General features: G+C 68.2%; 27 protein-coding genes. 14 read left to right on the plus strand and 13 right to left on the minus strand.

Features of this window, described 5'->3' with window-relative positions:
• Positions 1–28: 28 nt before the first annotated feature.
• Both W7S_RS24880 and W7S_RS24885 read left to right on the plus strand, forming a co-directional pair.
• Positions 29–604 (plus strand): TetR/AcrR family transcriptional regulator, encoded by a 576-nt coding sequence (locus W7S_RS24880; RefSeq protein ID WP_009956660.1) that lies wholly within the window; start codon positions 29–31, stop codon positions 602–604.
• Entirely contained in the window at positions 601–1,713 is a 1,113-nt protein-coding gene (locus W7S_RS24885) for a DUF1214 domain-containing protein (RefSeq protein WP_008262089.1), read from the plus strand. Before W7S_RS24880 ends, W7S_RS24885 begins: the two co-directional genes overlap by 4 nt.
• 68 nt (positions 1,714–1,781) lie before the next feature.
• Here W7S_RS24885 and W7S_RS24890 read toward each other — a convergent pair whose 3' ends face one another.
• The 4 genes from W7S_RS24890 to W7S_RS24905 form a co-directional block, all read right to left on the minus strand.
• A complete protein-coding gene (locus W7S_RS24890; RefSeq protein ID WP_008262092.1) occupies positions 1,782–2,840 on the minus strand; it encodes an LLM class flavin-dependent oxidoreductase in 1,059 nt (352 codons plus the stop codon).
• Positions 2,840–3,364 (minus strand): SRPBCC family protein, encoded by a 525-nt coding sequence (locus W7S_RS24895; protein WP_197095504.1) that lies wholly within the window; start codon positions 3,362–3,364, stop codon positions 2,840–2,842. Before W7S_RS24895 ends, W7S_RS24890 begins: the two co-directional genes overlap by 1 nt.
• Before the next feature lie 44 nt (positions 3,365–3,408).
• Positions 3,409–4,515 carry an acyl-CoA desaturase gene (locus W7S_RS24900; RefSeq protein WP_008262096.1) on the minus strand — a complete coding sequence of 369 codons (1,107 nt, stop codon included), beginning with the start codon at positions 4,513–4,515 and terminating at the stop codon, positions 3,409–3,411.
• A 94-nt stretch (positions 4,516–4,609) separates the two neighbouring features.
• A complete protein-coding gene (locus W7S_RS24905; protein WP_036429571.1) occupies positions 4,610–5,704 on the minus strand; it encodes a ferredoxin reductase in 1,095 nt (364 codons plus the stop codon).
• Between the two features lie 70 nt (positions 5,705–5,774).
• Between W7S_RS24905 and W7S_RS24910 the strand changes: the two genes are divergently transcribed.
• The gene (locus tag W7S_RS24910) at positions 5,775–6,449 is read left to right on the plus strand and encodes a TetR family transcriptional regulator (protein WP_008262100.1); all 675 of its coding nucleotides are present in this window, start codon (positions 5,775–5,777) and stop codon (positions 6,447–6,449) included.
• Positions 6,450–6,483: 34 nt separating this feature from the next.
• On the opposite strand, the gene W7S_RS24915 is transcribed toward W7S_RS24910, so the two are convergent.
• Positions 6,484–6,837, minus strand: a complete 354-nt coding sequence (locus W7S_RS24915) for a hypothetical protein (RefSeq protein ID WP_008262101.1) — start codon at positions 6,835–6,837, stop codon at positions 6,484–6,486.
• Positions 6,838–6,867: 30 nt separating this feature from the next.
• Positions 6,868–7,479: a GNAT family N-acetyltransferase gene (locus W7S_RS24920; RefSeq protein WP_008262103.1), complete on the minus strand. Its 612-nt coding sequence runs from the start codon at positions 7,477–7,479 to the stop codon at positions 6,868–6,870.
• Positions 7,480–7,532: 53 nt separating this feature from the next.
• Between W7S_RS24920 and W7S_RS24925 the strand changes: the two genes are divergently transcribed.
• On the plus strand, positions 7,533–8,630 hold the full coding sequence (locus W7S_RS24925) for a F420-dependent hydroxymycolic acid dehydrogenase (RefSeq protein ID WP_085976525.1): 1,098 nt from the start codon (positions 7,533–7,535) through the stop codon (positions 8,628–8,630).
• 98 nt (positions 8,631–8,728) lie between these two features.
• Complete coding sequence (locus W7S_RS24930) at positions 8,729–9,307, plus strand: hemerythrin domain-containing protein (RefSeq protein ID WP_008262113.1); 579 nt, start codon at positions 8,729–8,731, stop codon at positions 9,305–9,307.
• Between the two features lie 57 nt (positions 9,308–9,364).
• On the opposite strand, the gene W7S_RS24935 is transcribed toward W7S_RS24930, so the two are convergent.
• Positions 9,365–10,264: a manganese catalase family protein gene (locus tag W7S_RS24935; RefSeq protein WP_008262116.1), complete on the minus strand. Its 900-nt coding sequence runs from the start codon at positions 10,262–10,264 to the stop codon at positions 9,365–9,367.
• Between the two features lie 164 nt (positions 10,265–10,428).
• Here W7S_RS24935 and W7S_RS24940 point away from each other — a divergent pair, with 164 nt between their 5' ends.
• Positions 10,429–11,127 (plus strand): GAF and ANTAR domain-containing protein, encoded by a 699-nt coding sequence (locus tag W7S_RS24940; protein ID WP_008262118.1) that lies wholly within the window; start codon positions 10,429–10,431, stop codon positions 11,125–11,127.
• A gap of 108 nt (positions 11,128–11,235) precedes the next feature.
• Here W7S_RS24940 and W7S_RS24945 read toward each other — a convergent pair whose 3' ends face one another.
• On the minus strand, positions 11,236–11,691 hold the full coding sequence (locus W7S_RS24945; RefSeq protein WP_008262120.1) for a MaoC family dehydratase: 456 nt from the start codon (positions 11,689–11,691) through the stop codon (positions 11,236–11,238).
• A 246-nt stretch (positions 11,692–11,937) separates the two neighbouring features.
• On the opposite strand from W7S_RS24945, the gene W7S_RS27250 reads away from it, so the two are divergent.
• Complete coding sequence (locus W7S_RS27250) at positions 11,938–12,111, plus strand: hypothetical protein (protein WP_008262122.1); 174 nt, start codon at positions 11,938–11,940, stop codon at positions 12,109–12,111.
• Positions 12,112–12,114: 3 nt separating this feature from the next.
• Here the strand turns inward: W7S_RS27250 and W7S_RS24950 are convergent, their stop codons facing one another.
• Complete coding sequence (locus W7S_RS24950) at positions 12,115–12,510, minus strand: DUF302 domain-containing protein (RefSeq protein WP_008262125.1); 396 nt, start codon at positions 12,508–12,510, stop codon at positions 12,115–12,117.
• Between the two features lie 55 nt (positions 12,511–12,565).
• On the opposite strand from W7S_RS24950, the gene W7S_RS24955 reads away from it, so the two are divergent.
• From W7S_RS24955 to ag85C, 5 genes are all read left to right on the plus strand, one after another.
• Positions 12,566–13,063 carry a metallophosphoesterase gene (locus tag W7S_RS24955; protein WP_008262133.1) on the plus strand — a complete coding sequence of 166 codons (498 nt, stop codon included), beginning with the start codon at positions 12,566–12,568 and terminating at the stop codon, positions 13,061–13,063.
• A 57-nt stretch (positions 13,064–13,120) separates the two neighbouring features.
• Positions 13,121–13,582, plus strand: coding sequence for a MarR family winged helix-turn-helix transcriptional regulator (locus W7S_RS24960; protein ID WP_008262134.1), 462 nt, complete (start codon positions 13,121–13,123; stop codon positions 13,580–13,582).
• The gene (locus W7S_RS24965; RefSeq protein ID WP_008262136.1) at positions 13,579–14,418 is read left to right on the plus strand and encodes an ATP-binding cassette domain-containing protein; all 840 of its coding nucleotides are present in this window, start codon (positions 13,579–13,581) and stop codon (positions 14,416–14,418) included. The genes W7S_RS24960 and W7S_RS24965 overlap by 4 nt, the downstream gene beginning before the upstream one ends.
• Positions 14,408–15,226 carry an ABC transporter permease gene (locus W7S_RS24970; protein WP_008262137.1) on the plus strand — a complete coding sequence of 273 codons (819 nt, stop codon included), beginning with the start codon at positions 14,408–14,410 and terminating at the stop codon, positions 15,224–15,226. Before W7S_RS24965 ends, W7S_RS24970 begins: the two co-directional genes overlap by 11 nt.
• Before the next feature lie 234 nt (positions 15,227–15,460).
• Positions 15,461–16,510 (plus strand): diacylglycerol acyltransferase/mycolyltransferase Ag85C, encoded by a 1,050-nt coding sequence (gene ag85C / locus W7S_RS24975; RefSeq protein WP_008262140.1) that lies wholly within the window; start codon positions 15,461–15,463, stop codon positions 16,508–16,510.
• Between the two features lie 41 nt (positions 16,511–16,551).
• Here ag85C and W7S_RS24980 read toward each other — a convergent pair whose 3' ends face one another.
• The 4 genes from W7S_RS24980 to W7S_RS24995 all read right to left on the minus strand — a co-directional run bounded on the left by W7S_RS24980 (position 16,552) and on the right by W7S_RS24995 (position 21,680).
• Positions 16,552–17,256 (minus strand): YoaK family protein, encoded by a 705-nt coding sequence (locus tag W7S_RS24980; RefSeq protein WP_008262142.1) that lies wholly within the window; start codon positions 17,254–17,256, stop codon positions 16,552–16,554.
• Between the two features lie 93 nt (positions 17,257–17,349).
• The gene (locus W7S_RS24985) at positions 17,350–18,690 is read right to left on the minus strand and encodes a maltokinase (protein WP_008262144.1); all 1,341 of its coding nucleotides are present in this window, start codon (positions 18,688–18,690) and stop codon (positions 17,350–17,352) included.
• 49 nt (positions 18,691–18,739) lie between these two features.
• Positions 18,740–20,512 (minus strand): maltose alpha-D-glucosyltransferase, encoded by a 1,773-nt coding sequence (treS, locus tag W7S_RS24990; protein WP_008262145.1) that lies wholly within the window; start codon positions 20,510–20,512, stop codon positions 18,740–18,742.
• Between the two features lie 121 nt (positions 20,513–20,633).
• On the minus strand, positions 20,634–21,680 hold the full coding sequence (locus W7S_RS24995; protein ID WP_008262147.1) for a S1C family serine protease: 1,047 nt from the start codon (positions 21,678–21,680) through the stop codon (positions 20,634–20,636).
• Between the two features lie 163 nt (positions 21,681–21,843).
• Here W7S_RS24995 and W7S_RS25000 point away from each other — a divergent pair, with 163 nt between their 5' ends.
• Entirely contained in the window at positions 21,844–22,266 is a 423-nt protein-coding gene (locus W7S_RS25000; protein ID WP_008262148.1) for a TIGR03668 family PPOX class F420-dependent oxidoreductase, read from the plus strand.
• A 118-nt stretch (positions 22,267–22,384) separates the two neighbouring features.
• The gene (locus tag W7S_RS25005) at positions 22,385–24,544 is read left to right on the plus strand and encodes an elongation factor G-like protein EF-G2 (protein ID WP_014712549.1); all 2,160 of its coding nucleotides are present in this window, start codon (positions 22,385–22,387) and stop codon (positions 24,542–24,544) included.
• Positions 24,545–24,547 lie beyond the last annotated feature (3 nt).

Below are 24,547 nucleotides of genomic sequence, written 5' to 3' on the forward strand. Positions count from 1 at the left end.
GGCGACTTATGTTACTCTCAGTTTCGTAATGGATGGTGATTTTGGCCGGCCCCGTGATCCGCGTATCGACGCCGCGGTGTTGCGCGCGACGGTTGAACTGCTCGCCGAGTCCGGTTATCCGGGGCTGTTGGTGTCGGCCATCGCCGAGCGGGCCGGCACCAGCAAGCCCGCGATCTACCGCCGCTGGCCCAGCAAGGCGCATCTGGTGCATGAGGCGGTGTTCCCCATCGGCGCCGGCACCGCCATCCCGGATACCGGCTCGACGGCCGACGGCCTGCGCGAGATGGTGCGCCGCACAATGGTTTTCCTCACCACGCCGTCCGCCCGGGCGGCCCTGCCGGGCCTGATCGGCGAGATGGCCGCGGATCCGAGCCTGCACTCGGCTCTGCTGGAGCGCTTCGCCGGCGTCATCGGTGGCGGGCTGGGCGACTGGCTCGCGGCGGCGGCGGCGCGCGGCGACGTGCGCCCGGAGGTCACCGCCGCGGAACTGGCCGAAACCATCGCCGGCATCACGCTGGTCGCCCTGCTCACCCGCCCCACCGAGCTCGATGACGCGTGGGTCGATCGCACGACACGGTTGCTCCTGGAAGGAATCAGCGCATGACGCACGAATCGACGGTCGCGTGGCAGGATCTGTTGAAAACCCTTGGCGGCCTTGATCGCTCGTTTTTGGAGGGTGACCGCGCCGTCACCGATGACCGGCACATCGCCGACGGCTACCGCATGCTCGCCACCACGCTGGGCGTGGCGTTGGACACCTACCTGTTCCCCGAACCCGATCGGCCGCAATTCGTCGCGGTCAACACGCCGTTCCGCCGCGACCGCCGCTGGGGCGGGGACAACACCGACGCCTACTACCACATCTGCCCGGTCGACCCGGCGCGCCGCTATCGCATCAGCGGGAACAAGGGTGACAGCGTGTACTTTTCGGTCACCGCCTACAACGAGCCGACGCTCGGGGCGTGGTCGGACCGGGTGGTCGCGATCTTCCGCGACACCGACCTCGACGTCGACGTCGACGGCAACTTCTCCTTCGAATTCCCGCCGACGGCCGACGCGGCCGTGTTGATGACCCGCGACTATCAGGCCGACCCCCTGACCGGGCGCCCGGTTGTCTGGCGGATCGAGGCGCTCGACGAGCCGGCGCCGATCCGCCACGGTGACGCCGAGACGGCGGCGCGCCTGCGCGCGGTCACGACGTGGCTGCAAACCATGTTCGCCATCGTGCCGCTGGCCGTCGGCAACCGGGTCGAAGACGCGCACGCCCTCGGGCACGAAACCGCCCACGCCGCAAACGCGTTCGCCGAGCCCTACCAGGTGCCGGACGCCAACTTCGGCTGGTCGGCGCGCGACGCCTGCTACTCGTACGGCAGTTTCGTGCTCGACGAGGACGAGGCGCTGGTGATCACCCATCGCCCGCCGGCGTGCAGGTTCTGGAACATGGTGGTGTGGAACCAGTTCATGGCCACCTACGGCGCGGCGGAGGGCCCCGACGCGCGCTGCTCGATCAACGGCCACAGCGCCGTCGCCAACAGTGACGGCTCGGTGACGATCGTGCTGTCCGGGGCGAAGACGGCACACCCGAATTCCCTGACCACGCTGGGCTATCCGCGCGGCAACCTGGCCTTCCGGTGGTTCCTCGCCGACGGCGTGCCGCAGCGGCCGGAGGTGAAGCTCGTCAAGGCGGCCGACGCGCCGACGACGACCAGCTGAACCGCCGAGCGTGTAACGAGGGCGGAAAACGCGCGAAAAACCCGCCACCAGTGCACGTTCGGCGGCCCTCAAGAATTCGAAGCCGCGCGGACCAGTTCGATGGCCCGGCCCAGCGTCTCGAGCTTGGCGTCCAGCGTGTCGCCCGCGGGATAGAGCCGCACGGTGTTCACGCCGGCGTCGCGCCACACCGCGAGGCGCGCGGACACCATCTCCTCGGTCCCGATCAGCGTGGTCGCCAGCACCATCTCGTCGGTCACCAGCGTGGCCGCGTCGTCGCGGTCGCCGCGCTGCCAGCGCTCGCGCACCTCGGCGGCGACCTCGGCCCAGCCCTGCCGGCCGTAGGCCCGGTTGTAGAAGTTCGTGCTCGACGATCCCATGCCGCCGAGGCTGAACGCGAGCTCCTTCTTGCGGCCCGCGACCATGCCCCGCAACTCGTCATCGTCGGCGGCGAAGGCGACCTCGGCTCCCTGGCAGATGTCGATGTCGGCCCGGGCGCGGCCGGCGGCCGCCAGGCCGTCGTCAAGGTGGCGGAAATAGGCGTCCTCGGCGCCTTCCGGGACAAAGCTGGTGCCCAACCACCCGTCGGCGACCCGCCCGGTCAACCGCAGCATCGCCGGTGACAGCGTGGCCAAGTAGATCGGGATCGGGTGCTGCGGCCGCGTCGACAACCGCATCGGCACCGCCTCGCCGCCGGGGCGGGGAAGCTCGAATTCCTTACCGGTGTAAGAGATCTTTCCGCCCGCGAACGCCTGCCGGATGATGTCGATGGTTTCGGAGGTGCGCGCCAGCGGCCGGTCGAACGAGACGCCGTGCAGGCCCTCGATCACCTGCGGGCCCGAGGCGCCCAACCCGAGCAGGAACCGCCCGTTCGACAGATTGGCGAGTGTGATCGCGGTCTGGGCGATCAGGACGGGCGAGCGGGTACCGACCTGAAACACGCCGGATCCCAGGAGCATCCGCTCGGTGCGGGCGGCGAGGTAGCCCAGCGCCGACGGCGCGTCCGCGCCCCACGCCTCGGCCACCCAACACACATCGAGGCCCAGCTTTTCCGCCTCGACCGCGAGCGCCACCGCCTGCCCGGCGTCGTCCCCGGTACCGGAGAACTCCACCGTGGTGGCGGTCCGCATCACCGCACTCCGTGCTCGGCCAGCCGTTTGATCGAGGCCAGGGTCTTTCCGATCGCGGCCTCGAACTCCCGCATCCGCACGAACACGATCTTCTGTTCCTTGTCGGGCATCGAGTCGATCGCGGTCGACAACCCCGAACGTCCCGGCCCCATCTGCATCCAGTAGTTCAGGGCCGTGCCGCCGTCGCGGGGCGCCAGCCGGAATCGCCAAATCGAGGCCGGGTTATCGGGACCGCCGACGGCCCAGGCGAATTCGCGTGGCTCGTCGCACGCGACGATCTCAGACGTGGTGCTCCACTGCCCGAACGCCTCGTGCTCGTTGTGTCCGACGAAGCGGGCGCCGACCCGCGGGCCGTCCGATCCCTCGGCCCACTCCACGGCCTGGAGCTCGTTGCTGACCGCAGGCATCAGCTCGATATCGCAGACCAGGCTCCAGACCCGCTGCGGGTCGGCGTCGATCCACGTCGAGGCCTCCACCGTCGGGGTGTCCGCGTAGCGCGCGCCGGTCCATTCCACGGACCTCATTGTCCCCCTCGTCCGGCGCAAGGCAATGCGTGGACGGCACCGAGTTACGCGGCGACCGGCTCGCGGGCGGCGGGCGCGTCGGCGCCGACCTTGGGCCGCCAGCTGTCCGGGAAGGTCAGCCTGACGATCTTGCGGACGACGGTGCCGAACTGCCGCAGCAGCGGACCGCGGTTGTACGGGATGCCGTAGCGCTCGCAGATCCGTTGCACCTCGGGCGCGATCTCCGCGTAGCGGCGGGCCGGCATGTCCGGGAACAGGTGGTGCTCGATCTGGTGGGAGAGGTTGCCGGAGAGCAGGTGAAAGAGCCGGCCGCCGGTGAGGTTCGCCGAGCCGAGGACCTGGCGGAAGTACCACATGCCGCGCGACTCGTCCCGGGTTTCCTCGACGGTGAATTCCTGTGTGCCGTCCGGGAAGTGGCCGCAGAAGATGATCATGTACGACCACACGTTGCGCATCAGGTTGGCCGTGAGGTTGCCGGTGAAGACGAACGGCGCGAACGGGCCGGCGAGCAGCGGGAAGGCGACGTAGTCCTTGAGCGTCTGGCGCCGGGTCTTGCGCCAGATGGCGCGCAGCACCTCGCGCTTGTCCTCGAGGCGGATCTCGCCGGAGCGGATGCGCTCGGTTTCCAGTTCGTGCAGCGCGACACCGTACTGGAACAGCACCATCAGCAGGAAGGCATACAGCGGGTTGCCCAGGAAGTAGGGCTGCCAGCGCTGGTCCTCGCTCATCCGCAGGATCCCGTAGCCGATGTCGCGGTCCATTCCCACGATGTTGGTGTGGGTGTGGTGCATGTAGTTGTGCGAGTGCCGCCATTGATCGGCCGGGCACGCGGTGTCCCACTCGAAGGTGCGGCCGGAGATCGCCGGGTCACGCATCCAGTCGTACTGGCCGTGCATGATGTTGTGGCCGATCTCCATGTTGTCCAGTATTTTGGCGATGCCGAGCATGCCGGTGCCCAGCAGCCACGCGGGCGGCAGGAACAGCAGCACGCGCCCGCCGACCTCCAGCGCACGCTGGGTCTTGATGACGCGGCGAATGTAGTCGGCGTCCTTTTCGCCGAGGTCCGCCATCACGCGCTCTTTTATGGCGTCGAGCTCGCGGCCGAAATCCTCGGCCTGCTCGGGTGTCAGGGTGATCTTGTTGGGTGTCATGGCTTTTCCTCCGGATTCTGCCGCGACTGTGAATCTCGCGACGCGACACGCCGTGCGGCCGTCGCGTATTTCACATTCGCGAGCTTGGTTGCTGTTAAAGGGACACGTCCACGTCACCGACCGGAACGGACACGCAGATCTGCACGTCCTCATCGGGTGCGGTCGAGACCGCGCCGGTGACCAGGTTGCGCACGGTGCCGGCGGTTTTGCGCCGCGTGCAGGTGTGACAGATGCCCATCCGGCACCCGTTTTCCGGGGACAGGCCGGCGGATTCGGCCTGTTCCAGCAGCGGGCGTCCGTCGTCGACGACGTCAACGCCGCTGTCGGAGAACGTGACTCGCCCTCCTGACGGGTTAGCCGGTGTTTCGAAGGCCGGAGGGACGAAGCTTTCGGTGTACACGGTGTCGCAGTGCTCCCGCACGGACTCGACCAAAGCCGTTGGGCCGCAGACGAATACCGCGTCGGGTGAGGGCATCGCGGCGGCCAGGTGTTCCGGGCCGAAGCGTCCGGCCAGGTCGCCGCCGTCGGCGCGGGTGTAACCGTGCAGCACCCGCACCGACGGCAGCGCGGCCAGCTCGTCGCGGTAGCACGCCTCGGCGGGCGTGCGGGCGTAGTGGACGAAGGCGATCTCGCCGCGATGCCCCTGGGCTACCAGGGTGCGCAGCATCGCCATCACCGGGGTGATCCCGCTCCCCCCGGAGACGAACAGGATCCGCCGGGGCCGCGGCCCGGGCAGCGTGAAGTCGCCGCCGGCGCCGGCCAAACCGACCACCATGCCGGGACGGGCGTGTTCGTACAGATGGTTCGAGACCAGCCCTCCCTCGTGGCGGCCGATGGTCAGCTCTAGGGTGGCCGCCCCTTCGGCGTTGGCCGGGGAATAGCAGCGGGTGTGGCGGCGCCCGTCGATCTCGACGGTCAGGTTGACGTACTGGCCGGCCCGGACCGTGTGGGTGGCCAGGAAGGTGTCGTTGGGTGTCAGGGTGAGCGTGACGCTGCGGGGTGTGGTCCGGCGCACGTCGGTCACCTTGGCGCGGGCGTCGCCCAGCGTCCATGTCGGTGCGACGAGCTCGGTGTAGCGGTCGACGCCGTGCGGACCGGTCAGCAGGTCTAGGAGCTCCGAACCCAGCACGCGCTGCCGGAACATCCGAGCGAGGACCCGACCAGAAGCTTGAGCGTTTTGAGTGAACATATGTACACCGTGCGGTCGCAACGGCCAGGTAGTCAAGGGTTTACTGGCCCGATGTGGTAGGGTTCACACAGTGAACAGCCGTACTCCTAGCTCACGGGCGCGCGGCTCCGGACGCGAACGCTCGCGGGAAAGCCAGTCGCGCGAGGAGCGCAAGGAGGCGACGCGGCGTGCCATCATCGCCGCGGCGCTCAAGCTCTTGCAGGACCGCAGCTTTTCCAGCCTGAGCCTGCGCGAGGTGACCCGCGAGGTCGGGATCGTGCCGGCGGCGTTTTACCGCCACTTCGAATCGATGGAGGCGCTCGGCCTGGTCCTGATCGACGAGTCGTTTCGCAGCCTGCGTGACACCTTGCGCGACGCGCGCGCCGGCAAGCTCGACCCGAACCGGGTCATCGAGTCGTCCGTCGAGATCCTGGTCGCCAGCGTGGCCGACCGGCGCGAGCACTGGAGGCTGATCGGTCGCGAGCGCAACAGCGGCCTGTCCGTGCTGCGCTACGCCATTCGCACCGAGATCCGGCTGATCACGTCCGAGCTGGCCACCGACCTGGCGCGTTTCCCCGGTTTGAACAAGTGGACCACCGAGGATCTCAACGTGCTGGCGACCCTGTTCGTCAACGCCATGATCGTCATCGCGGAGGCCATCGAGGATTCGCAGAGCGCGGAGGCGACCGAGGACATCCGCCGGCTCGCGGTCAAGCAGTTGCGGATGATCGCGACCGGCATCGCCGGGTGGCAGAGCACTCCCTGATCGCATCGGCTGCAGTAAACAGGCGAGCACTGACTTACTCGTCGACCACGTCGTAGAGCGAATCGCCGTCTTCCGGGGTGCCGTCGATCTGGCCGCGATGCGCGCGCCGCGGCCCGTCGTCCACGGGCTCGATGTCATCGGGCACATCGGGCTCCTCGGCGGCCAGCCGCTCGTCGAGGGATTCGCCCTCCCGTTCTTCTCTCGCCGTCACACCGAAGCGATTGGCCTCGCTCCAGCCCTCGGGGGGATCGACGACGATGTCGCCGTCGTCGTTGCGCAGTTCGTCGGAGTCGGTTCCTTCGCTCGCGTTCAGGGTGTCGCCCGGTCCGCCCTCCTCGGGAAAGTCGGCGGGATCGACCAGATCGTCGGCTTGGGGGTTCTCGCTCATGCCAAAACGGTTGCCCGCCGGATTGGGTGACTAAACGGCCCGCGGCGCCCGCCACATCGCCCACATCGTCGGGCCGCCGTCGGGCAGCACGATCTCGCGGGTGACGGTGAAGCCGAAACGTTCGTAGTACGGGACGTTTTCGAATTTGGTCGATTCGAGGTAGGCCGGACAGTATTCGGCGTCGCAGCGGTCCAGACGCGACCTCATCAGGGCTTGACCGAATCCCTGGCCACGGACCGCCGGGTCGCTGCCGATGACCGCCAGATACCAGTGCGGTTCCTCGGGGTGCACGCTCTTCATCAATTCCTGGACCGCGCGGCCGCGCATCGAGCGCAGACCGAACACCCGCAGGAACGTGGGCGTCATCGCCAGCTGCGCACCGGGCGTCTCCTGCCACTGGCCGGGCGGATCCCACAGCGCCGCAGCGCCGATGCCCGAATCCTCGGTGGCCACCTCCACGCCGCCGCGGCCCAGGTGATGGTGGCGGGTCATCGTCGCGAACAGCCGGCTCAGGCCCGCGGTGCGCTTGTCCGCCTCGGGCATCAGCCAGACCATCACCGGGTCGTCGTAGAACGCGCGGGCCAGCGTGCGCGACAGCTCGCGGACGTCGGCCTTGAGCGCCGGGCGGACGTGCGGGGTCATCCACGTCACGCTAGTGGGTGTTGAGGTGATGCGGCGCGGGTATGCCGACCCGGGTGACCGGCATGTCGCGGCGAGCGTTCGGGCGGGTGGCCGTCGGCGCGGGCATGCTCGGGTCCGTCGGGCTGTCGGACGGCTGCACGACACCGGGCACCGACCACGCCACGTCCGCCGGTCCGCCACCGCCGTCGGGCAGGGGCGTGGGGTTCGTGCTGTCCCACGAGCAGTTCCGCACCGACCGGCTGGTGGCGCAGGCCCAGGCGGCCGAAGAGGCCGGCTTCCACCACGTGTGGGCCAGCGACCACATTCAGCCCTGGCAGGACAACCAGGGCCATTCGATGTTCCCGTGGCTCACGCTGGCGCTGGTCGGCAGCGCCACCAGCCGGATCTCGTTCGGCACCGGGGTGACCTGCCCGACCTACCGCTACCACCCCGCCACGGTCGCCCACGCCTTCGCCTCGCTGGCAATCCTCAACCCGGGCAGGGTGTTCCTGGGCGTCGGCACCGGTGAACGGCTCAACGAACAGGCCACCACCAACGCCTACGGCGACTACGCGGAGCGCCATGACCGGCTGGTCGAAGCGATCGACCTGATCCGCCGGTTGTGGAGCGGATCGCGAATCTCCTTCTCGGGGAGATACTTTCAGACGAACTCGTTGAAGCTTTACGACGTGCCGGCCACCCCGCCGCCGATCTTCGTGGCGGCCGGCGGCCCGAAGAGCGCGAAACTGGCCGGGCAGCACGGGGACGGCTGGATCACCCAGGCCCACGATGTGACGGACCCAAAACTGTTGGCGGCCTTCGGTTCCGGAGCGCAGGCCGCCGGGCGGGATGTCGCCACGTTGGGTAAACGCGCCGAACTGTTCGCGGTCGTCGGCGGCAATGCCGAGGCGGCCCGCGCCGCTACGCTGTGGCGTTTCACGGCCGGCGCCGTCGACCAGCCCAATCCCGTCGAGATCCAGCGCGCGGCCGAGTCCAACCCCGTCGACAAGGTGTTGGCCGGCTGGACCGTCGGCACCGACGCGGCCCCGCACATCAGCGCCGTGCAGCGGGTGCTCGACGCCGGGGCCGTGCCCTTCCTGCACTTTCCCCAAGACGACCCCATCACCGCCATCGACTTCTACCGCACCGATGTCCTGCCGAAGTTGCGCTGAGCGACCTTCGGCGCGCAGTCGTTTCGAAGCTGTTTCGAAGCCCCGGGCCCGGGTATCCGCACCCAACTTCGAGGGACAGCCCAATGGGAAGGCAAAGCATGGACGCAATCACTTTTCTCCGTCAGGACCACAAGAGCGTGCTCGGTCTGTTGGAGACGCTCGACGGCGCGCCGTCGGGCCCCGGCGAGCAGGCGAGCGGCCTGGAAACCATGGTGAACAACCTCATCATCGCCGAATCCCAGCACGAAGCGATTGAGGAACAATTCTTTTGGCCGGCCGTGCGCGACGCGATCGGCGATGGACTCGTCGACAAGGCGATCGAGCAGGAGCAGGCCGGAAAGAAGCTGCTGCAACGTCTCGAGGACGGTAAACCCGGTGAGCCGGACTACCACGAGGCGCTGCAGGAGTTCGTCAAGGCGGGCCGCGAACACATCGCCTACGAACAGAATGAGGTGTGGCCCCAAGTCGAAACGGTGCTCAGCCGTGAGGAGTTGGAGAAGATCGGCGAAAAGCTGGAAGCGGCAAAGAAGATCGCTCCGACCCGGCCGCACCCCGATACCCCACCCAACCCGGCCGTGCTCAAGACGATGGGGATGGGCGCGGCGATCGTCGACCACGTCCGGGACGCGGTGACCGGCCGCGGGAAGGACAATCCGCCGGATCCGCAGATGCACTGACACGGCAACGACGATGGCCGGGCGTCTTGATCGGACGCCCGGCCATCTCGTCTCCAATTAGCCTGTGGGAACGTGCTGTTCGTGCGTGAACGGTTTCTCGGCGTTGACGGCCGGCGAGCCCTGCGGGTTCTCCTTGGCGCCGGTGTTCTTGCGCGTGGCGCCGCCCAGCCACTGCTGCTCGGGCTTTTCCACGTACTCCCATTCCGTGCCCTCGGGCCAGGGGCCCTGTCCTTGGTTCCACGGACCGCGAACGGACTCGCCGCCCCCGTTGGACATGTTGAACGCCACGTTCTGGAACCGCGGGTCGCCGGGCAGCTGCCCCGGCGGGAAGTTCACCGGAAGCTCGTTGAGCGCTGCCGTGAACTGCTGATAGTGCGCGACCTCGCGCGTCATGAGGAACGTCAGCGTGTCCTGGACGCCGGGGTCGTCGGTGAACTGCTTGAGGTATTCGTAGACGATCTTGGCGCGCGATTCCGCCGCGACGTTGTTGCGCAGATCGACGGTCGGGTCGCCGTTGGCGTCGATGTAGGCGCCGGTCCAGTTGTTTCCGCCGGAGTCCTTGACGTCCGGCCCGCCGCCGCTGAGCACCAGGAACAGCGGGTTGACCGCGACCGAGTGGATGAGGCCGTCCCGGCCGCCGCCGTTCGCCGCCACCGCCGGCATCCAGTCGCATTTCTCGTTGGCGATCTTGAGGTTGTCGTTGAGCCCGTCGAGCAACATGGTGATCATCGACCCGACCATTTCGAGGTGGCTGAGCTCCTCGGTCGCGATATCCATGAACAGGTCATACATTTTCGGGTTCTTCTGCCGCAGCACGAAAGCCTGGGTGAAGTACTGCAGTGCCGCGGTGAGTTCACCGTTGGCGCCGCCGAACTGGTCCATCAGCAGCGACGCGAATCGAGGGTCGGGCCGGTCGACCCGTACCTCGAATTGAAGATCTTTGTTGTGCACAAACACTGGGGCCTCCCTGGGGGATCGAGATGGGGCTGGTCGACGCCGGATACCCGGGGCCTATGACGCCAAACTCGGGGCATCGCGATTTCCCATCGGTCGGCCGTCCGGCCGGGGCCGCTGATCGCCGGGGTTACGCGTCGGGGATCCATCGTGGAGAATGCGCCCCTATGGAGTCTTTGGACCCAGCCTCGAAGCACGAGTTGGCCGTGCGCATTGCCGAGCTCGCCCGCGAGATCGCCACCCCGCGCTCGCTGGACGACGTTTTCGCCGACGTGACCACCGCCGCGGTCGAGCTGATACCTGCCGCGGATATCGCGGGGGTGCTGCTGCTCAAGGCGGGTGGGGAGTTCGAATCGGTCGCCGACACCGACAGCCTGGTCGCGAAGCTCGACAAGCTGCAGCACGACTTCGGTGAGGGCCCCTGTCACGACGCCGCCCTGAAAGAAACGATCGTGCGCAGCGACGACCTGCGCGATGAACCACGCTGGCCCAAGTACGCGCCGGCGGCGGTCGAACACGGGGTGCTGAGCAGCCTGTCGTTCAAGCTCTACACCGCCGAGCGCACCGCCGGCGCCCTGAACCTGTTCAGCTTCCGGCCCAACGTGTGGGATACCGAGGCCGAGACCATCGGAACCGTGTTCGCCGCGCACGCCGCGTCGGCGATCATGGCCGGGCGCCACGGACGGCAGATGCAATCGGCCCTGTCGTCGCGCGACCGCATCGGGCAGGCCAAAGGCATCATCATGGAGCGCTACGGCGTGGACGACGTGCGTGCCTTCGAGTTGCTGCGCCGGCTGTCGCAGGAGAGTCAGACCAAGCTCATCGACATCGCCCAGCGCGTGATCGACACCCGCGGCGAGGATTGATCCGCGGCCGCGCGACACCCGAACGTGGACTTGTTGCGCGAAGAGGCCGCGTTTCGCCGCAACAGGTCGACGTTCGACGCGGCGTTTTCAGGCGTCGACGCGGCGTTTTCAGGCGACGAAGCGGACGACGCTCTCGGCCACGCACGCCGGCTTGGCCGACCCTTCGATCTCGACGGTGGTCGAGATGGTCGCCTGCACGGCGCCGTTGCCCACGTCGTCGACGCTGACCAACGAACTCTGCGCGCGCACCCGCGAGCCGACCGGGACCGGCGCGGGGAAGCGAACCTTGTTGAGGCCGTAGTTGATTGCGAGCTTGATGCCGTTGACGGTGTAGATCTGGTGCTGCAGTCGCGGCAACAGCGCCAGGGTCATGAAACCGTGGGCGATGGTCGTGCCGAACGGCCCGGACGCGGCCCGCTCCGGGTCGACATGGATCCACTGGTGATCGCCGGTCGCGTCGGCGAACAGGTTGACGTCTTCCTGTGTGATGGTGGCCCAGTCACTGTGGCCCAGCTCCTCGCCCGCGGCGGCGGCCAGGTCGGCGACTGATTCGAAGGTGCGCATTGGGTGTTCTCCTTGGTTTCGGCTGCTAACAATAACGGTGGGCCGCACGGTTAACACCGAGCCCTCGCGGGTGGCAGCCGGTGGACGGACGAACCCATCTCGAGCCATCCCGACCAATTCAATGCGGCCCTGCTCGACTTCCTGCGCGGTAGCGCCCGGGCGCCGAACGCCGCGCCGCCCCCGTTTCGCCTGAGCCGTCGGGGGAATTCGGGAGGTGGACGTTGCCGCGCCAGGAAAGGAACCGCCATGCCAGACCGCAAAGGCCACAAAGCCGAGGAAGACGTGGAACCCGACACCCACCAAGCTCGGTCCCGCGCCGCCGCGGGTGAGGACGACGGCTCGTACGTGGGCGCCGCGGGCTCCGATGACTCGTTCGACGCCGGCGAATCGGGCGCCGAGGCCCGCAGCGAGCGCGGCTGACGGTTACCCGAGTGCGCCGATCGCCGCTTGCAGCCTGGTGGTGGCCTGGTCCGCGACCTCCTGCAGCGCCCCGGCTTCGCCGGTCACCTTGACCATGAGCTGGGGATCCATGGCCTCGACCAAGACCGCGTCGCCGGCGGGGTCGGAGCGCACCACCACGTTGCACGGCAACAATTGGCCGATTTGGCGGTAAGCGTTCAGCGCCCGGTGCGCCAGCGCCGGGTTGCAGGCGCCCAGGATGAGATAGTCCTCCATCTCCTCGCCGAGCTTTTGCTTGAGCGTGGCCTTGACGTCGATCGTGGACAGCACGCCGAAACCCTGGTCGGCCAGCGCTCTCGTGGTGCGCTCCACCGCGTCCTCGAACGAGGTGTGCAGCGTGGTGCTCAATCCCGGTGTCATGTGATTCCTCCTCTTTCAGCCGTGGACTACCCAGAATTTCGCCCACAATGGGTCGGTGAGGCTGCTGCTGATCGCCGATACCCACATCCCCAAACGCGCCCGCGACCTGCCCGCGCAGGTGTGGGATGAGGTCGCCCAGGCCGACGTCGTCATCCACGCCGGCGACTGGATCTCGCCGGAGTTCCTCGATCGCCTCGAAAGCGCCGCGACACGCCTGGTCGGGTGCTGGGGAAACAACGACGGCCCGGCGTTGCGGGCCCGGCTCCCCGAGCGGGCGGACGTGACCCTGGCGGGCGTCCGGTTCACGGTCACCCACGAGACCGGCGCCGCAGCGGGCCGCGACGCGCGTATGTCACGGCTGTACCCGGACAGCCAGGTGCTGGTGTTCGGGCACAGCCACATCCCCTGGGACAGCACCACCGAGACCGGGTTGCGCCTGCTCAATCCGGGGTCGCCGACGGATCGGCGCCGCCAGCCGTTTTGCACGTACATGACCGCCGACGTCGACGACGGCGCCGTGACCGGCGTCGCGCTGCATCGCCTGCCCAGGTAGCGGGTACTTACCGTACGCGGAGCTTCCCCACCTAAATAGCTCGGCTACAGAGGTATCATGGCGGAAGTGAAGACACGCACCGACGTCGCAACCGACCTGTTCGGCGTGGTCGGCCGCTTCCGGCGGCAACTACGCCGGTCGGCCGGCCGGGCGTTCGATTCGTCGCGGCTCTCCGAATCGCAGTCCGAACTGCTGTGGCTGGTCGGCCGGCGTCCGGGAATCTCGGTCAGCGCCGCCGCGGCCGAACTCGGGCTGGTGCCCAATACCGCCTCGACCCTGGTCACCAGGTTGGTCTCCGACGGGCTGCTGCTCCGCACCGCCGGGGACACCGATCGCCGGGTGTGCCAGCTTCGGCTCGCCGAGCCCGCCCAGCAGATCCTCGACGCGTCCCGGGCCGCCCGGCGCGACCTGCTGTCCGAGCTGCTCGACGAACTCGACGCCGACGAAATCGAGTCCTTGGCAAAGGGATTGGAGGTCCTCGACACGATGACCCGCATGCTTCAGGAGCGAAGATCATGAGCGTGACGCTGCCGATGGCGATCGACGCCCGGCACCTGACCTACCGCTACGGCCAGTTCACCGCCGTCGACGACGTGACATTGCAGGTCCGGCCCGGCGAAACCATGGGCCTGTTGGGCCCCAACGGCGCCGGGAAGACGACCATGGTCCGGATGCTGACCACGCTGGCCCCGGTGCAGCAGGGCGAGCTCCACATTTTCGGGATGGACGCGCGCCGCCAAACCACCGACATCAGAAGCAACATCGGCTATGTGCCGCAACAGCTTTCGATCGAGCCCGCGCTGACGGGCCGGCAGAACGTGGAGTGGTTCGCGCGGTTGTACGGTGTGCCTCGCGCCGAGCGCTCCGATCGCGTCGATCAGGCGCTCGTCGCCATGGACCTGCTGGGCGTGGCCGACCGGATGGCGTCGGCCTACTCCGGCGGCATGGTCCGCCGTCTCGAGGTGGCGCAGGCGCTGGTCAATCGTCCGTCGCTGCTGGTGTTGGACGAGCCGACCGTGGGGCTGGATCCCATTGCGCGCGACGGCGTGTGGTCGCAGGTGCGAAAGATGCAGGCGCAGTTCGGCATGACGGTGCTGCTGACGACGCACTACATGGAGGAGGCCGACGCGCTGTGCGACCGGGTGGCGCTGATGCACCGCGGCGCGTTGCGGGCCGTCGGCGCACCCGACGCGTTGAAGGCCCGGCTGTCCAACGGGTCGCCGGGCGCCACGCTCGAGGATGTGTTCCGCCATTACGCGGCAACGGGTTTGGACGACAAGGCGGCGTCGACGGAGGAACCCGGGTCCATCCGGGAAATCCGTTCCAGCAGAAAGGTGGCGCGCCGTGTCGGTTGATGGCGCCGCGGCGGGGACACTGCTTCGCGCGCCGCGGGGATGGCAGCGGGTCGGCGCGCTGACCGGCCGCATCGGAGCATTCGCGATCGTCGAACTGCAGAAGCTGCAACACGACCGGACCGAACTCGTCACCCGGATGGTGCAGCCCGCGCTGTGGTTGCTGATTTTCGGTACCACCTTCAGCCACCTACACGTCATCGCGACCGGATCGGTGTCGTATCTGGCCTTCCTGGCACCCGGGATCATCGCCCAGTCGGCGTTGTTCATCTCCATTTTCTATGGGATACAGATCATTTGGGATCGCGACGCCGGCGTACTCGCCAAGCTCATGGTCACGCCGGCGCCGGCGTCGGCGCTGATCACCGGCAAGGCGTTCGCGGCCGGGGTGCGTTCGGTGGCCCAGGTCGTCGGTGTGATGGCGCTGGCGTACCTGATGGGTGTAGGCCTGACGATCAATCCCCTGCGGATCGCGGCGGCGATGGGGGTCGTCATGCTCGGCGCCGCGTTCTTCGCGTGCCTGTCGATGACGCTGGCCGGCTTGGTGCGCAACCGCGATCGCCTGATGGGCATCGGACAGGCGATCACCATGCCGCTGTTCTTCGCCTCCAACGCGCTGTACCCGGTCGACGTGATGCCGGCGTGGTTGCGCGCGCTGAGCAAGGTCAATCCCCTCAGCTACGAGGTCGACGCGCTGCGGGCGCTGCTGATCGGAACCCCGTTCAACCCGGTCGGCATCGTCGTGCTGGTGGTGGCGGCGGTGCTCGGAATCACCACGGCGTCAACGCTTTTGCGTCGCTTGGTCGCCTAGAGCGCCACCGGCGGTGCTAGCGCGCCCGCCATCACGTCGCAAGGGGCGGCGCGGTTCCGAGAGCCGATCGTGACCCGAACGTGATGATGTCTGGCCGACTCGCAATCGTTAGCTAACCGCGATCTGTCGCTGCGGCCGCGACAACCGAATTCGGCGCTCGCGCTGTGTTTCACTCCCCGAGAACAGATTCCACCGCATGGTGCGGCAGATGAAAGTTGGGATGGGTAGAGAGCTATGTCGTTCATCGAAAAGGTGCGAAAGTTGCGTGGCGCGGGGGCGAACATGCCGCGCCGACTGGCGATCGCTGCCGTGGGGGCCTCCCTGCTGTCCGGTCTCGTCGCCGCCACCGGAGGCTTCCCCACCGCGAGCGCTTTCTCCAAGCCGGGGCTCCCGGTGGAATACCTCGAGGTTCCGTCGCCGTCGATGGGCCGCAACATCAAGGTCCAGTTCCAGCCCGGCGGCGCGCACGCCGTGTACCTGCTGGACGGCCTGCGCGCGCAGGACGACTACAACGGCTGGGACATCAACACCCCCGCCTTCGAGGAGTTCTACCAGTCCGGCCTGTCGGTGATCATGCCGGTCGGCGGCCAGTCCAGCTTCTACAGCAACTGGTACCAGCCGTCGTCGGGCAACGGGCAGAACTACACCTACAAGTGGGAGACCTTCCTGACCCAGGAAATGCCGCTGTGGATGCAGGCGAACAAGCAGATCTCCCCGGCGGGCAACGCCGCGGTGGGGCTCTCGATGTCGGGCGGCTCGGCGCTGATCCTGGCCGCCTACTACCCGCAGCAGTTCCCCTACGCCGCCGCCCTGTCCGGGTTCCTGAACCCGTCCGAGGGGTGGTGGCCCACCCTGATCGGCCTGGCGATGAACGACGCCGGCGGCTACAACGCCAACAGCATGTGGGGCCCGTCCACCGACCCGGCGTGGAAGCGCAACGACCCGATGGTCCAGATTCCGCGGCTGGTCGCCAACAACACCCGCATCTGGGTCTACTGCGGTAACGGCACTCCCAGCGACCTGGGCGGCGACAACATGCCGGCCAAGTTCCTGGAGGGCCTGACGCTGCGCACCAACGAGCAGTTCCAGAACAACTACGCGGCCGCGGGCGGGCGCAACGGGGTGTTCAACTTCCCCGCCAACGGGACGCACTCGTGGCCCTACTGGAACCAGCAGTTGATGGCCATGAAGCCCGACATGCAGCAGGTGCTGCTGGCCAGCAACACCACCGCGCAACCCGCGCAACCGGCACAGCCGGCGCAACCCGCGCAGCCGGCGACCTAAATCCCGGCAAGCCAGCATCGGCAGTAGCGCACCGGTCAGCGCTACTGCCGATGCTCTTTTTCACCCGCGTCGAGCAGGGCGCGCCGATCGGAGTGGAAGTAGGTGTAGCCGGTGGTCAGCGCGCACACGACCGTGGCCACCACCAGCATCCACGTCCCGTTGACGAACAGGCTGATGAACCCGCCCACGGTTGCGCCCACCACGAAGCTGGCGAACAGCAGGAAATAACCCAGCCATTCGGCCGCCGTCCCACCGGCGAGGTGGCGTTCGATGCCCTGGCCCATCTTGACCAGCGTCCCGGTCACGTAGCTGAGCGAGACCGACACCTCGCCGTCCTTGACGAACGATGTGTTGAGGGCCCCAATGCCGAAGGCCACCAACATGATCGGCGCGAAATCGAGCAGATTCTCTTCCCAGCCCTCATCGATGACGTCCACCATGGTGGCCGCCAGCAGGCTGAACGTCGTCAGCACCGTCGGCCCATGCGGGTGCGCCACCCAGAAATGCCGCCGGCACACCGAGGCGATCACCACGCCTGAGACGAAGCAAACGATCAACACGCCCGCCGTCACCGACAGCAACACGTCGCCGCGGAAATACCCGAGCATGGCCCGCTGGGCGTTCCCGGTCATGAAGGTCACGAAGTAGCCGGCGGAATGGGTGAAGGCGGTCGCTCCCAGGATCCCCGCCAGCACCGCCAGCACCCAGGACAACCGCGACTCACTGTTATTGATCTCGTTCGGCACACGCACATGGTTCCAGACGGCGGCGGCGCGTGCAGCGCACGCCGCTTGCCGACGGGCGACCGCGCCCGGCTACGCCGCGCTTGCGATCGCCACTCAGACGGCGGTCAGGCGGGCGATGGAACGCAACGGGATCGGCAGCCAGCCGGGCCGGTGCCGGGCCTCGTAGCCGGCTTCGTAGACGGCCTTGTCCAGTTCGTAGGCGGCCAGCAGCTGCGCCGAATCGCGGGGGTCAATCCCGGAGGCGGCCGCGTAGCCGTCGCAGAACGCGGTGCGGTTGCGTTCGACCCACTCGCGGGCCCGGGCCGCCAACTGCTTGTCATCGGCCTGGTCCACCAGCGGCCCGTAGGCGGCGTATTCGAATGACCGCAGGACGCCGGCCACGTCGCGCAGCGGCGAATCGGGCGCGCGGCGTTCCTCGAGCGGCTGCCCCGGCTCACCCTCGAAGTCGATGAGCAACCAGCTCTCCGGCGTGCGCAGCACCTGCCCCAGGTGCAGATCGCCATGGACGCGCTGCACGGTGATCGTCTCGGCGACCAGCTTGCGGAACCGCTCGTCGATGGTCGCGGCGAACTCCTCGAGCTCGGGCACCAGGGCCACGGTCGACGACAGCCGCGCCAGCACGTTCTCCACCGGGAAGACCGCCTGCGCGGTGCCGAGGGTCTCGGCCAGGGTGGCATGCACCGACGCCACGGCCTCGCCGAGGCGGAAGGACTCGCCGGCGAAGTCGCCGCCGACCTCGTACGCGTAGAGATCGGCCTCGGCGAACAGGTCGCGAACGCTGGCGCTGGCCATCGCCCAGCCTTCCGCGGCGTTGGCGGCGAACTCGGTCACCATGCCCAGCGGCCACGTCTCGTCGCCCGGACCCGTCATCTCGTAGGTGCCCAGCAGCCGGGCGACGTGCGGGTTGCCCGCGCGGCCCAGCACGCGGTTGAGCTCGATGTCGGGGTTGATGCCGCCGCTGACGCGGCGGAACACCTTGAAGATCGCGTCGCGGTCGAAGATGACGCTCGTGTTGGACTGCTCGGCGTCGGACACGTGCGCCATCGCCTCCAGCGGCAGCTCGGCGTCGGGCTCCTTGGCGAATCTCACCTCGACGCCCGACGCGCCGCGCGCGGCCGACGAGTCGATGAGCGACAGCAAAAACTGCGGCGCGTCGGCGTCGTACATCGCGTCGAAGCCGGTCCGGTCGTCGGCGGCGCCGATGGTGGCGACGTTGCTGTACTCGACGACCGGGGCGGAATCCCACCTCACGATCACCTGGTAGCGGTCCCGGGAACCGTCGGCGTAGGAGGCGTCGACGAGCACCAAGTCGAGATCGTCGCGCAGCGCCACGACGACGCTCGGCTCGGCGCTGGACAGTTCGCGGTTGCGCCCGGCGTACCAACGCTGCTGTGGAAGCCACTCGGACCAGGGCAATTTCTCCGGGGAAGTCATCAGCGCCGCTCCTCTTTCTTGCCTGGATTGACGCCGGCGCGAGTGATCGTCATGCATCCTCCTCGCATCCGCTCAGCCGGAACCAATAGAACCCGTGTCCCGGCAGTGTCAGCAGGTAGGGCAGGTGACCGATGCGCGGAAACTCCACCTGCCCGGTCAGCTCGACCGGCGTGCGTCCGCTCCAATGCTGCAGGTTCAGTTCGATCGGCTGCGGGAACCGCGACAGGTTGTTGACGCACAGCACGGTGTCGCCGTCGCCGGACACCTGCCGCAGGAACGCCAGCACCGACGGGTTCGAGCCGCCCAGTTCCTCGAAACTCCCGATGGCGAAGGCCTCGTGGCGGCGCCGCACGGCCAACATCGTGCGGGTGAAGTTGAGCAGCGACGTGGACGTGTCGCGCTGGGCCTCCACGTTGACCGCCTGATAGCCGTACACGGAGTCCTGGCTGGGCGGCAGGTACAGCCGGCCGGGATTGGCCTTGGAGAAGCCGGCGTTACGGTCCGGCGTCCACTGCATCGGGGTGCGCACCCCGTCGCGGTCTCCCAACCAGATCACGTCGCCCATGCCGATCTCGTCACCGTAGTACAGGACCGGCGAGCCGGGCAGCGACAGCAGCAGCGCGGTGAACAGCTCGATCTGGTTGCGGTCGTTGTCCAGCAGTGGGGCCAGGCGGCGGCGGATGCCGACGTTCGCCTTCATCCGCGGATCCTTGGCGTACTCCGAGTACATGTAGTCGCGCTCTTCGTCGGTGACCATCTCCAACGTCAACTCGTCGTGGTTGCGCAGGAAGATCCCCCACTGCGCCATGTCGGGGATCTCGGGCGTCTGGGCCAGGATCTCCGAGATCGGGAACCGGGACTCCCGGCGCACCGCCATGAAGATGCGCGGCATCAGCGGGAAGTGGAAGGCCATGTGGCATTCGTCGCCGCCGGTGCTGGGGTCGCCGAAGTACTCGACGACGTCGGCCGGCCACTGGTTGGCCTCGGCCAGCAGCACCCGCCCCGGGAATTCGTCGTCGACGACCTTGCGGACGCGTTTGAGGAAGGCGTGCGTCTCCGGCAGGTTCTCGCAGTTGGTGCCCTCCCGTTCGAACAGGTAGGGCACCGCGTCCAGCCGGAACCCGTCGATGCCCAGGCCGAGCCAGAACCGCAGCACGTCGATCATGGCTTCCTGCACGGCCGGGTTTTCGTAGTTCAGGTCCGGCTGGTGCGAAAAGAAGCGGTGCCAGTAGAACTGCTTGCGCACCGGGTCGAAGGTCCAGTTGGACTCCTCGGTGTCGATGAAGATGATCCGGGCGTCGGTGTAGCGCTCGCTTGTGTCGCTCCACACGTAGTAGTCGCCGTACGGGCCGTCGGGGTCGTGGCGCGACTCCTGGAACCAGGGATGCGAATCCGATGTGTGGTTCATCACCAGGTCGGTGATCACGCGGATGCCCCGCTCGTGCGCGGCGTTGAGCAGCGCGACGAAATCCTCGACCGTCCCGAACTCGGGCAGCACCTTGTAGAAGTCCCTGATGTCATAACCGCCGTCGCGCAGGGGCGAGTCGTAGAACGGGGGCAGCCAGATGCAGTCGATGCCCAGCCATTGCAGGTAGTCCAGCTGCCCCAGCAGTCCGCGCAGGTCACCGGCGCCGTCGGCGTTGGCGTCGAAGAACGCCCGCACCAGCACCTCGTAGAACACGGCGTGCTTGAACCAGGTCGGGTCGGTGGGTAGCGCGGCGGCGTTGTTGAAGTCCTCGGCGTCGGGGTGCTCGACGACGCCGTCCTGGACGTGACTGCCCCCTTCGGGATGGTGCTCGACAGCTTCTTTTGCGTCGTTCATCAAATCCACGATGCCACGGGTACCCGAGGCGCGACATTCGGAATCACGCCCACTCCTGGGCGACGAATCACGGCCGGGGGCAAACGAATTGGCCTCCGGCCGGATGTCGTCGCCGGGTGTGTCAGGCCGGCGGCCCCTCCGCCAGCGTGATGTTCGCGGTGCGGTCGCCGCCGTCGGTGGAGCGGTAATGCACGGCGATCGTGTCCCCGGGGTGGTGCGGGACGAGCACCTCGGTCATGGACGTCGCCCCGGTGATCGCGACGTTGTCGACCCCGGTGATGACGTCGCCCGCGGCGATCCCGGCCGCCCCGGCGGGCCCGCCGTTGACCACCCGCTGCACCCGCGCGCCGTTGCCGTTGTTGTCCATCACGCCCAGGCCGAGGAACGCGGTGGGGCCGATGTGCACGGTGTTGGAGCCGGCGCCGGACCTGATCTGGTTGGCGACACCCATCGCGCGGCCGATCGGAATCGCGAAGCCCTGACCGCCGGACATCTTGTAGCTGTCGGTGGCGGCGGTGTCCACACCGATCACCTGCCCGGCGCTGTTCACCATGGGCCCACCGGAGTCGCCCGGCCTGATCGGCGCGTCGGCCTGGATGAGGCCGCCCAGATTCTCCTGCGCGCCGGTCAGGGTGTCGGTCGCCGAGACGCTCTGGTTGAGCGCGAGGACCTTGCCCGTGACCGCGCTGGGGGTTCCGCCCTGACCGCCGGCGTTCCCCAGCGCGACGATCGGCTCGCCCACCCTGGCCTCACCACCGATCGCGGCGGTGGGAAGCCCGGCGGCACCGCGCAGCTGCAGCACCGCGATGTCTTGCGTGCGGTCGTAGCCGACCACGTCCACGGCGTAGGTCTGCCCGTTGCCGACGGCGAAGGCGCTGATGTCGGTGGCCCCCGAGATCACGTGGTTGTTGGTCAGCACGACACCGTTCGGGTCGATCACGATGCCGGTGCCGGCACCGACGGCGTTGTTGTAGCCGAACTTGGTGTCGATGTTGACCACCTGCGGCCCCACCTGACCGACCATCGCCGACGGGTCCAGCGGCAGGGCGGGCGGTGACGCGGTGGCCATTCCGAGGCCGATACCGGCGTCCAGACCGAGGCCGAGTGCGACCACGGCCACCACGCTGACCATCCTGGACCAGACCGAGCGGTGGTGCGATTTGCTCATCGGTGTCACCCTCCTGCTTCGCCGTAACCAACAAACTGTCCCGGCCTCAGGCTCTGGGCGGCACAATTCGTGTACATAACCGTAATGCAGGTAGCTGTGCACGGCATGTCCCAGGCTCGCGCCGGCCCTGCTGTCACGCCCGGCGCGCCCCTAAGCTGACGCGGTGGGCGAATTCGACCCCCGGGCCCGATTCATCGAGTCGCCGGTCGCGCGGTTGGCCACCGTCACCCCGGGCGGGGCGCCGCACCTGGTGCCGGTGGTGTTCGCGGTCGCCGCCGACCCGGGCGGCCGGGACGTGGTGTACACGGCCGTCGACGCGAAACCGAAGACGACGCGGCGGCTGCGCCGGCTGGCCAACATCGAGGCCGACCCGCGGGTGAGCCTGCTGGTGGACCACTACTCCGATGACTGGGCGCGGCTGTGGTGGGTGCGGGCCGACGGTGTCGCCACCATCCACGACGACGGCCGGGCACTGGAATCGGGCCGCCGGCTGCTGCGCGCGAAATACCCTCAGTATCAATCGGTTTCGCTGGACGGCCCGGTCATCGCCGTCGCCGTGCACCGCTGGTCGAGCTGGCATCCCTGATCGGCCGGCCGTTCGATCTGGCCCGACGGTCTTGTGGTCGACGGGAGTTGGGTGAATGGTAGCTAGATAGGTGCTAGCTAGGTCAGCGACCACGCGCCCCGGCAACCTGGAGGAAGTCATGGCAGACAGGACAACTACTTCCCAAGGCGCGGCAAACGCTCCTACCGCCAACGGTCCGGGCGAGATTCGCAACGTGGTTCTGGTGGGACCGTCCGGCGGCGGCAAGACCACGCTCGTCGAAGCGCTGTTGGTCGCCGCCGGCGTGCTGACGCGAAGCGGCTCGGTGGCGGACGGCAGCACGGTCTGCGACTACGACGAGGCCGAGATCAGTCAACAACGATCGGTGGGCCTCGCGGTGGCCTCCCTGTCGCATGACGGCGTCAAGGTCAACCTGATCGACACGCCCGGCTACGCCGACTTCGTCGGGGAGCTGCGGGCCGGGCTGCGGGCCGCCGATTGCGCGCTGTTCGTGATCGCGGCCAACGAAGGCGTCGACGAGCCCACCAAATCGCTGTGGCAGGAGTGCAACCAGGTCGGCATGCCCCGCGCCGTGGTGATCACCAAGCTCGACCACACCCGCGCGAATTATTCCGAGGCGCTGGCCGCGGCGCAGGATGCGTTCGGCGACAAGGTTTTACCGTTGTACCTGCCGACCGGGCTGCCCTCCTGCCGCGGGCTGATCGGTCTGCTGTCGCAGGCGCGCTACGAGTACGCCGACGGCAAGCGCAGCGTGCAGGCGCCGGACCCGTCGGACGCCGCGCAGATCGAGGAAGCGCGCGGGGCCCTGATCGAAGGGATCATCGAGGAGTCCGAGGACGAGTCGCTGATGGAGCGGTACCTGGGCGGTGAGTCCATCGACGAAGCCGTCCTCATCGCCGACCTGGAGCGGGCCGTCGCCCGGGGGTCGTTCTTCCCGGTGATCCCGGTGTGCAGCACCACGGGCGTGGGCACCTACGAGTTGCTGGAGGTCGCCACCCGCGGGTTCCCGTCGCCGATGGAACACCCGCTGCCGGAGGTCTTCACGCAAGTCGGGGCGCCCCGCGCCGGCCTGACGTGCGACACCGACGCGCCGTTGCTCGCGGAGGTGGTGAAGACGACGTCGGACCCCTACGTCGGCAGGGTCAGCCTGGTCCGGGTGTTCTCCGGGACCATCAGGCCCGACACCACGATTCACGTGTCGGGCCATTTTGCGTCGTTCTTCGGCACGTCTAATGGAAACGGGCATGCGCACCCCGATCACGACGAGGACGAGCGCGTCGGCGTCCTGTCCTTCCCGCTGGGCAAGCAGCAGCGCCCGGCCGCGGCCGTGGTGGCCGGTGACATCTGCGCGATCGGCAAGCTGAGCCGCGCCGAGACCGGCGACACCCTCTCGGACAAGTCGGAGCCGCTGGTGCTGAAGCCCTGGACCATGCCCGAACCCCTGCTGCCGGTCGCGATCGCCGCCCACGCCAAGACCGACGAGGACAAGCTGTCGGTGGGGCTGGGCCGGTTGGCCGCCGAGGACCCGACGCTGCGGATCGAGCAGAACCAGGAAACCCACCAGGTGGTGCTGTGGTGCATGGGTGAGTCCCACGCCGGGGTGGTGCTCGACGCGCTGGCCAACCGGTACGGCGTCACCGTGGACACCGTGGAGCTGCGCGTCCCGCTGCGAGAAACCTTCAGCGGCAAGGCGAAAGGCCATGGCCGTCACGTCAAGCAGTCCGGCGGTCACGGCCAGTACGCGGTGTGCGACATCGAGGTGGAGCCGCTGCCGGAGGGCTCGGGCTTCGAGTTCGTGGACAAGGTGGTCGGCGGGGCGGTGCCGCGTCAGTTCATTCCGAGCGTCGAGAAGGGTGTGCGCGCCCAGATGGAGAAGGGCGTGCACGCGGGCTACCCGGTGGTCGACATCCGCGTCACCCTGCTCGACGGCAAGGCGCACAGCGTCGACTCGTCGGACTTCGCGTTCCAGATGGCCGGCTCGCTGGCGCTGCGGGAGGCCGCGGCCGCGACGAAGGTGGCGCTGCTCGAGCCGATCGACGAGATCTCGGTGCTGGTGCCCGACGATTTCGTCGGCGCCGTGATGGGCGATCTGTCCAGCCGGCGCGGCCGAGTCCTCGGGTCCGACACCGCGGGCAACGAACGCACCGTCGTCAAGGCCGAGGTGCCCCAGGTGGAGCTGACCCGCTACGCCATCGACCTGCGGTCACTGGCGCACGGCGCCGCCTCGTTCACCCGGTCGTTCGCCCGCTACGAGCCGATGCCGGAATCGGCCGCGGCGCGCGTCAACGCCGGCGTCTGAGCG

Source organism: Mycobacterium sp. MOTT36Y, from assembly GCF_000262165.1.
Taxonomy (GTDB): Bacteria; Actinomycetota; Actinomycetes; order Mycobacteriales; family Mycobacteriaceae; genus Mycobacterium; species Mycobacterium intracellulare.